Annotated in this window: 7 protein-coding genes, 1 tRNA gene and 1 other annotated feature; of the genes, 3 read left to right on the forward strand and 5 right to left on the reverse strand. The window is 47.5% G+C overall.

Annotated elements, in window-relative coordinates:
* Positions 1 to 320: ATP-binding cassette domain-containing protein (locus tag RDL68_RS05490; protein WP_308540678.1), on the reverse strand; the 320-nt coding region annotated here is incomplete at its 3' end.
* Between the two features lie 73 nt (positions 321 to 393).
* Positions 394 to 619, reverse strand: a binding site (T-box leader).
* A 60-nt stretch (positions 620 to 679) separates the two neighbouring features.
* Positions 680 to 2,224 carry an SLC13 family permease gene (locus RDL68_RS05495; RefSeq protein ID WP_308540679.1) on the reverse strand — a complete coding sequence of 515 codons (1,545 nt, stop codon included), beginning with the start codon at positions 2,222 to 2,224 and terminating at the stop codon, positions 680 to 682.
* A gap of 93 nt (positions 2,225 to 2,317) precedes the next feature.
* Between RDL68_RS05495 and RDL68_RS05500 the strand changes: the two genes are divergently transcribed.
* The 3 genes from RDL68_RS05500 to RDL68_RS05510 are packed head-to-tail and all read left to right on the forward strand — an operon-like array spanning position 2,318 to position 5,065.
* Positions 2,318 to 2,668: a chorismate mutase gene (locus tag RDL68_RS05500; protein ID WP_308540680.1), complete on the forward strand. Its 351-nt coding sequence runs from the start codon at positions 2,318 to 2,320 to the stop codon at positions 2,666 to 2,668.
* Positions 2,665 to 4,197 (forward strand): carbon starvation CstA family protein, encoded by a 1,533-nt coding sequence (locus tag RDL68_RS05505; protein WP_308540681.1) that lies wholly within the window; start codon positions 2,665 to 2,667, stop codon positions 4,195 to 4,197. The genes RDL68_RS05500 and RDL68_RS05505 overlap by 4 nt, the downstream gene beginning before the upstream one ends.
* Positions 4,190 to 5,065 carry a polyphosphate kinase 2 family protein gene (locus RDL68_RS05510; RefSeq protein ID WP_308540682.1) on the forward strand — a complete coding sequence of 292 codons (876 nt, stop codon included), beginning with the start codon at positions 4,190 to 4,192 and terminating at the stop codon, positions 5,063 to 5,065. The genes RDL68_RS05505 and RDL68_RS05510 overlap by 8 nt, the downstream gene beginning before the upstream one ends.
* 7 nt (positions 5,066 to 5,072) lie before the next feature.
* Here RDL68_RS05510 and RDL68_RS05515 read toward each other — a convergent pair whose 3' ends face one another.
* The 3 genes from RDL68_RS05515 to RDL68_RS05525 all read right to left on the reverse strand — a co-directional run bounded on the left by RDL68_RS05515 (position 5,073) and on the right by RDL68_RS05525 (position 8,092).
* Positions 5,073 to 5,978, reverse strand: a complete 906-nt coding sequence (locus RDL68_RS05515) for a pyridoxamine kinase (RefSeq protein WP_308540683.1) — start codon at positions 5,976 to 5,978, stop codon at positions 5,073 to 5,075.
* Positions 5,979 to 6,052: 74 nt separating this feature from the next.
* Positions 6,053 to 7,729 carry a nucleoside kinase gene (locus tag RDL68_RS05520; protein ID WP_308540684.1) on the reverse strand — a complete coding sequence of 559 codons (1,677 nt, stop codon included), beginning with the start codon at positions 7,727 to 7,729 and terminating at the stop codon, positions 6,053 to 6,055.
* A 298-nt stretch (positions 7,730 to 8,027) separates the two neighbouring features.
* Positions 8,028 to 8,092 (reverse strand) — tRNA-Ala (locus RDL68_RS05525).
* Position 8,093 lies beyond the last annotated feature (1 nt).

Genomic DNA, 8,093 nt, shown 5'->3' on the forward strand with positions numbered 1-8,093 from the left:
ATAGGATAGGCGATGTTCTTTCGTATGCTCTTCTGCCGGAAAAGATTAAACGACTGAAAAATCATGCCGATTTCTTTTCGTGCCGCAAGAAGATCTTTCGCATTGAGATTGGTAACCTCCACATCATCAATGGTGATTCGTCCGGTGGTTGGTTCCTCCAAGCGATTTAATAAGCGCACCAGTGTTGATTTTCCTGCGCCGCTTAACCCGATGATGCCGAATATCTCGCCTTCTTTCACCTCAAAGGAAACATCGCGAACAGCGTGCAGGACACCGTTATCGCCGGAAAATTCTTTACTGACATGTTCTACGCGAATCATTCCTTCCTCCTTTCTGTTTTGAGCCGGTATCGCTATTCTTTTTTTGAAAATAAAAAAACGCCCCTTGTCAACGACAAAGGACGAAAACATCTCCGCGGTACCACCTTACTTCGCATCCCACGATGCGCACCTTCAAGCACAATCATGCTCTAACTCTATAACGGGAGTGCCCGTACAACCCTAAGATCGAATTGTCCCATCCGAGGCCATGTTCCTCTTGACTTCCACGCACCCTTCTCAGCTACCGGGCTTCTCTGTAACGCTTATTCCAAAAGTACTCTTCTCTTCTGCTGGTTTCGTATGAAGTTGTGGATACTATACGCGACGATAAATCATTTGTCAAGGTTTTTTGCTCTTTCTTAGACGAAAAGAACAAAATTCAAGCAAAACGCCCAAATGCTCGCAAAAAAGGCACCGATAATCATTGCCAAAACGCCATAGCGCATCATCTGTCGTGCCGTAGTCCACCCACTTGAACCGGCTATGGCAACACATGGCATGGCAGGCGGCGTGGCAAAAGCGTAAGCGCTAAGCATACCGATTAACGACAAAAGCAGTTCGCCGGAAACGCCGGAAAGGTTGGGCAACGCACCGATTGCCGCCGAACTGACGACGGTTGCCGTCACCATATTGGACGAAATGTTGGTTTGCAACGATGCCCACAGGGCAAAGAAAAAAAAGATCAACATCGGAGAAAACGCCGCCGCTAATGGAGACAAATGCGCAGAAAGCCATTCGCTCCATCCAATTGCAGGTTGCGTCAGTGCCCACCCCAATGCGCCGGTACCGGCACACATGAGAATGGCCGGCCAGGCAACGCCTTCACGAAAGGCTGTTCCTAACGAAAGCAAGGGCTTTCCATCGATAGAAAAAAGGGACAGCAGGATACAGCCGACAAGCGGCGGAAAAGCCGTGCCAAGCTTGTGAAGAACGGTGAAAAGCGATTGTATCCCTTCAAAAGGCAAAATACGGACGAGAAGATCCGGCGCGATCCAGAGAAATAAAACCAGCAAAAACACGCCAACCACGATGCGCTCACGATGCTTTTCGACCGATAGCGCCGTCTTGTGGAAACGATCCGCTTCAGAGTTATCTCTCTCTGCAGAACAAGAATCGGAAAGCATCTCCTGAACGAAACGATTTCGTAAATGTTCTGTACGATCCCGACGAAACGCATCCATATTCGGACGCAAAAGAAAGCGAAAGACCAATAGTACTCCGAAAGCGGTGAACAGACCCACGGGAATGGCAAGAAGAAGGTAATGAACTATGTTTACTGCCACCCCGGCATACGCTTCATAAGCACTCATAGCAATGAGCGGAAACACATGCGCAATCGGTGTCATTCCGGAGGAGATACCCGTCATGAGGACCGTTCCCATCATGAGCATGGCAGCAGCAGGATCCCCTTTTTTACAGCCGACAAGAGCATACATCTCTTCCAAAATAGGAAGATAGAGAAAAAACAGAACCGTAGGCGATAGAAAACAGCCAAGAAAAAGGATTCCGGCAAAATATAATGTGACAAAATGCCATGGACCGCGCTGTGCCGGACGACAAGTGATAAATGCGACCGCAATACGGCGCAAAACGCCCGTTTCAGCAAGGGTATTCGTCAAAACGAATGTGAAAAGTAAAAACAGTACAGTTGGACTACCGAAAGATACCGCAAAGACGTCCGCCGTTGAAAATTCCGGCAAAGTTATTAAACCGGCTAGCAAGACCAACGAGGGCCAGTCCATGGCAACAAAGAGCCATAGCAACAGCACGCCAAGAAACAGCCCCAAGACAGTCATTCCACTTTGGGACATGCCGGGAAAGGGCGGAACAAAATGGAAAAGCAACAACAGGAAGAACGAGAACAGAATCCAGCCGTTTCGACGTACACTATTATTTTGCACCATAATCTACTCTTCCTTCCTCCTCATGCCAGAATGTCGTCTTTAGAACAACAATGCTATAATAAGCGAAAACAGGAAAAAGAAAAAGGAGATGACATGGCGGAAAACACAAATACCGCGGAGACGAATAGGAAAGCGCCAAACGCTCCCCTTGCGCCGACCTCTATGGACGAATTGGATAATTTACGCCGCCAGATTGACGCTATTGATCGCCAAATGGCTCATCTATTTGAAGAGCGGATGCATGTCTCTCTATCTATCGGATCTTGGAAAAAAGCTGCCGGAAAAGCCATTCGGGACGAAAAACGAGAACAGGAAATGCTTGTGTCCCATTGTCAATGGTTGACAGATGCGTCTTTGCGAGACAGTTACCGCACGTTTTTGCAAACACTTATGAAGTTATCTCGTACGTTACAACAGCAAGAAAACGAAAAGGGAAGCGCATGATTACCTTTCTTTGCGGAATCTTTATCCTGTTGGTGGGAGGTCTTTGGTATTCCTTTTACATAGAGCGTCTTTTTTCTCCGGATGGTCGAATCACGCCGGCAATCGCCCGTGCGGATGGCATTGATTTTACCGGTATGCCGTGTTGGAAAAACGCGCTCATTGCCTTGCTGAGCATCACGGGAACCGGCGTTATTCTGGGTTCCATTCAAGCGGCGTTTTTTGGACCGATCGCATTTTTACTCATTCCACTGGCGAATGTCCTCGGTGGATCCGTACACAATTATCTCTCCGGCATGATCGCTATGCGTAACCGTGGAATGCAAATGCCCCGTCTCGTAGAGAAATATCTCGGTCTTGGTGTAGCTCGCGTATTTCTTGTTCTATTGATGATCCTGCTGTTTTTTACCGGAGTGATTCTTCTCTATACTACCGGAGATTACCTGTGTTTGTCCCGTCCAACGGCGTTTCCCCACCATGTAGGAATGTACATCCTGCTCTATGGCATATTGCTCGTCTACTTCATTGTTACCACGCTTTTGCCCATTGACCGTACTATTGGACGGATTTATCCGCTGTTCAGCACGGTACTTTTCATAACCACCATCACTCTTTTTATAGGCATTCTGCGCCATGGAAACGGCCTTCTTCCCGAAATAACCGAAACCACGGCAAGCCTTGCGCAACGAAACACGCCTGTCCTTCCCGTCCTCTTCATTACGCTTGCCCATGCGATTCTTTCGGGATTACACGCAAGTCAGAGTACCCTCGTTGCTCGCACAGTATGCAAGGAAGCCGATGGACGGATCGTCTTTTTCGGCACCATGCTGGCAGAAGGTTTTCTTTCCCTGTGTTGGGCAGGCGGAGCAATGATTTTTCTCACACGTCATCCGGAATGGACGAATGCCCTTGATCCGGTGTCCCTCGTCAGCGCCATTTCGCGCGAATTTTTAGGTAACTGGGGCAATTTATTTGCCTTTCTGTGTCTGTTCATTTTACCCATTACGACGGGTGATACCGTATTTCGCGCCATCCGGTTGATTTTTAGTGAAGCCTTTCAAGTGAACCAGCGTCAACCATGGAAGCGATGGGTAACGACCGTATGTGTATTTCTTCCCGCTCTCTTTTTGCTCGTTCTGGCTAAGATGAATATGTACGGATTTTCGTACCTTTGGCGTTATTACGGCTTTTTAAGTCAAGTCGTAGCGGTATTCGTTCTGGCTATGGCAAGTGTATACCTTCATGCACATTACAAAAACTATCTGGTCGCGTATCTTCCGATGTTAGCTGCCTGCTTTGTTGCCACCTCCTATATTCTTCATGCGAAAGAAGGACTGCGCATAGATGCACTAATCGGGCATCCGCAAAGTTACGGCGCTTCTTATACGCTTGCCTTTCTCATCACCACATTTATAGGCATGTCGGTACGCCGTTATGCCGTACAAAAGTCACACGCGATTCGTATTCGTGAAGAAGTGAATTTTAAGCTCCCAAAAGATGTTGAACAAAAGAAAGGAAATCACCATGCCTAAAGAACAAAAATTGGACACAAGCCGTTATTTCGTGCAAAGCGACTCTTTTTCGCTATCCAAGTTCGACCCCAAAGAGCATCAGAACTGGACAAAAAAAGAAGGACGGGAAAAGCTTAAAATCAACCAAGAAGCTATGTTTTCCCTGCAGCAAAAACTGTATGCCGAGAATAAACAAGCTCTCATTCTTGTTTTTCAAGCAATGGATGCTGCCGGAAAAGACGGCTGCATTAAGCACGTCATGCGCGGACTGAACCCACAGGGAACAAATGTGGTGTCGTTTAAGCAACCCTCCAGCGAAGAATTGGATCGCGACTATCTCTGGCGCATCAACCGCGCGCTTCCCCGTCGTGGCGAAATAGGTATTTTTAACCGTTCGCACTATGAAGAAGTGGTGGTTGCGCAACTGCATCATTTGGTCGATAACCAACAGCTTCCCGATTCTATTCTGGAAAAGTCCATCTGGAAAGAACGCTATCGCCAAATCAGCGATTGGGAACGCTATTTACACGAGCAAGGTTATCACATCGTAAAATTCTTTTTGCATATTTCTCGTGAAGAACAGCGACAGCGCCTATTGGCACGTATCGAAGAAAAAGATAAAAACTGGAAATTCTCGGCAAGCGATATTGCCGAGCGCGAACATTGGGACGAATACCAGAAACTGTATGAAAAAGCATTACAGAAAACGTCGACGGACAGCTGTCCCTGGTATGTCATTCCGGCAGATCATAAGTGGTTTTCCCGTTTAGTCGTGTCGCAAATTGTACGGGATACGCTGGAACGCATGAATCCGCAATATCCGCGCCTCTCTCCACAAGAAGAACGTGCCTTGAAAACATGGCGTAAAGTTTTGGAACAACAGGCATAAGTTTCGATTACACTGTAAGCAAACGCATGAGCTTTTCCAGAACAGGCTCAAAACGCGCACCATACCAATGCGCGGTATCCTTATGCGTTTCTTCTACGGCAAGGACGGTAAAATCTGCAGCGATTCTTGCGGCTTCTTCGAGTGACTTTCCACGCATACAGGCACCAACCAATACCGAAGCAAAAATATCTCCCGTACCATGTGAGCCCGGATGCAACATACGATGGGTATAGACTTCTTCCCCAGCTTCACCGGCAACGAGAACACCGGTTTTTCCTTCTTCTTGGTTGATGCCGGTTAATACCACGTTCTTTGCCCCCTGTAAAAGGAGTTTTTCGGCCAGATCGTGCATCCAGGCGATATCTCCCTCTTCACGATACGGTGTATCCGTCAATAGACACGCCTCGGTAATGTTTGGCAACAACACGTCGCTTACCGCAATTAAGGACTTCATGGCATCTACAAACCGCTGGTCAAATCCCACGTAGAGCTTTCCATTATCCGCCATAGCCGGATCAATGAACGTTTTTGCGGTTGCGGTTAAAACCTTTTTCTGCAAGGACTTGACCAGCTCCACCTGACGCATATTGCCAAGATAGCCTGTATAGAGCGCCTCAAAGACCAACCCTTGCTTTTGCCAATTGTCCATTATGGGCGCGATATCATCGGTCAAGTCGCGAAAGGTAAAGGAAGAAAAGCCGGTATGCGTAGAAAGAACGGCGGACGGAAGGACGGCCGTTTCGATGCCGCAAGCGGAAAGAATCGGCAGAGCCACCGTCAAAGAGCATTGCCCCACACAGGAAATATCCTGCATTGTCAAAATGCGCGGTGTATGATTTTTGGCATTTTGTACCGTTTCCTTTTTTATATTTTCTTGCATACTGTCCCTTTCCGCTCGTCTTTTATATTTCATAGATTGCCCTTTTGACGATTTATTCGTTTGCCTTTTTTCTCTGTTTTTCGTCGTTTCCTTGTATGCCTGAACAATTACCGTACCAGTTTGCTTCCCCCGATAAACTCACGCAATATGGAAGTATTGACGACATCGGAGGTGTCGGTCATAGGCAAAAAATACTGTAGCAAAGAAAGAATCCGTACTGCTTCAATCCGTTCCGGCTCCTCTTCCCCGATTTCCCGAAGGCGTTTTTCCAAAATCGGCTTAAGTGCTGCGATTTCGTAGACAAACGAAGAACTGAACATCACATCCGCTAATTCGGAATACGGGAAAATATTGCGATTCTCACCTCGGCGCACATCCGGCCATGTACGGATGGTCTCGCGCACATCCCGTCCACGAAACTGCAAATCGCGCGCCATACGCCGCATCAAACGCAGATCCGTCGTCGGAATGCGATTATGGGCATCCAAATTAATCTGGGTAATGACGCTTAAGGCAATGCGGTATTTATACCGATTGTCCACTTCTGCACTGAGTTTCGGATTAAGTGCGTGGATTCCTTCCAGCAAAATCGGCTCCTCGGCACCCAGACGATAATATTCGTTCGTATGCACGCGCTTGCCGGAGACAAAATCAAAGCGGAGACGTTCCACTTCTTCCCCTCTCAACAACGCACGCATGTCAGCATTAAACGTTCGCAAGTCAAGGGCTTCCAAAGCCTCAAAATCCGGCTCGCCCTGTTCATCCAACGGCGTATCCTCTCGATTCACGAAATAATCATCCAAAGAAATCGCCACCGGTCTCTTGCCCAAGACACGAAGGGAAGTCATGAGTTTATAGGCAAAACTGGTTTTACCTGAGGAAGATGGTGCGGCGATGAGTACGATTCGCTTATTACGCAGAATAATATCTTCGGCAATGTGCATGATTTTATGGTCTTGCAAGGCTTCGTTCATACGGCACACGTCACCGATCGTTCCTTGCGCAATACTGCGGTTGAGCTGCGCCACCGTATAAATGCCCTGCCGATCCGACCAATCTTCTGCCTCGTTATACGTTTCAGAAAGCAAATACGTCGGAATAAAATTATTCACTTTCTTTTTGTCCCATCGATCCACGCCAAGAAGTACCAGACCATGATCAAAAAGCTCAATATCAAAAACAGATACATATCCGCTGGATGGTGCCATATAGCCAAAAAAAGAGTCCACCGCATTGCCCATGCGATAAACGGCGACACGCTTTCCGGTTTGCTGCGCATAAAGATCCACCTTATCCGCTCGCCCCAGTGTACGAAAGAGCTGCTTTGCCTCTTCATAGGTCATGTTTTCTCGCACTATCGGAATAGCGGCATCAATGATTTCGCACATTTGTGCTTTTATCTGCTCTCGTTTTTGCGTATCCAGCATAAACACACGCCCCTGACGACGCAAGACACAATACAGACCGCCTGAGATCGAATGCTCAATCACGGTATGCGTATCTGGAAAAAGCCTATCCATGGCTTCCAAAAAAACAAAAGAAAGCGTGCGCATATATACGCGATACCCATCAGTATCCGTCGTATCGATAAGGTGGATTTCCTCCGCATCCTCCGGAATCGGCTGAGCGAGTTCATACAGATGATTCTTGACGCGCGCCAAAACAATACGCCCCGTCGAACGCTCTTCCATTCGTTCGGCACACTGCGCAAAGGTTGTCTCTTCGGCAATAGTAACTTCTTCTCTTTCCTCCGAGGAGGAAAGGCGCACGATACATTTCCGCATTCTAACCTCATTTCCTTTTCCGTCTCTTCGTTCTGTCCGTCTCATCATGTCATCTATAAGTTCTATCGGTTTCCCGATGCCTTCTCGGTTATTTCTCCTTTTTCCGTTATGGAGGTTGCTTCGTAGCAATCCGGATGAGCACACGAAAATAACCTTCAAGCGCTATTTTATCATACCCTCTTGTACGATAGATTTTTCAAGCTATGGTGCATGGTGTATAAAGAGAAGTAGGATTACGTTCTAAGCGAAAAAAAGAATGCCCGTCCTTGCAACACCAAGGACAGGCATTCTTCTACTATGGAGAATAGGGGGATCGAACCCCTGACCTCTTGAATGCCATTCAAGCGCTCTCCCAGCTGAGCTA

The sequence above is a fragment of the uncultured Murdochiella sp. genome (genome assembly GCF_902488755.1).
GTDB lineage: Bacteria > Bacillota > Clostridia > Tissierellales > Peptoniphilaceae > Murdochiella.

Excerpts from the sequence above, each read along its gene's own strand:
- RDL68_RS05495 (WP_308540679.1), bottom strand. The coding sequence starts at position 2,224 with ATGGTGCAAAATAATAGTGTACGTCGAAACGGCTGGATTCTGTTCTCG.
- RDL68_RS05500 (WP_308540680.1), top strand. The coding sequence starts at position 2,318 with ATGGCGGAAAACACAAATACCGCGGAGACGAATAGGAAAGCGCCAAAC.
- RDL68_RS05505 (WP_308540681.1), top strand. The coding sequence starts at position 2,665 with ATGATTACCTTTCTTTGCGGAATCTTTATCCTGTTGGTGGGAGGTCTT.
- RDL68_RS05510 (WP_308540682.1), top strand. The coding sequence starts at position 4,190 with ATGCCTAAAGAACAAAAATTGGACACAAGCCGTTATTTCGTGCAAAGC.
- RDL68_RS05515 (WP_308540683.1), bottom strand. The coding sequence starts at position 5,978 with ATGAAATATAAAAGACGAGCGGAAAGGGACAGTATGCAAGAAAATATA.
- RDL68_RS05520 (WP_308540684.1), bottom strand. The coding sequence starts at position 7,729 with ATGCGGAAATGTATCGTGCGCCTTTCCTCCTCGGAGGAAAGAGAAGAA.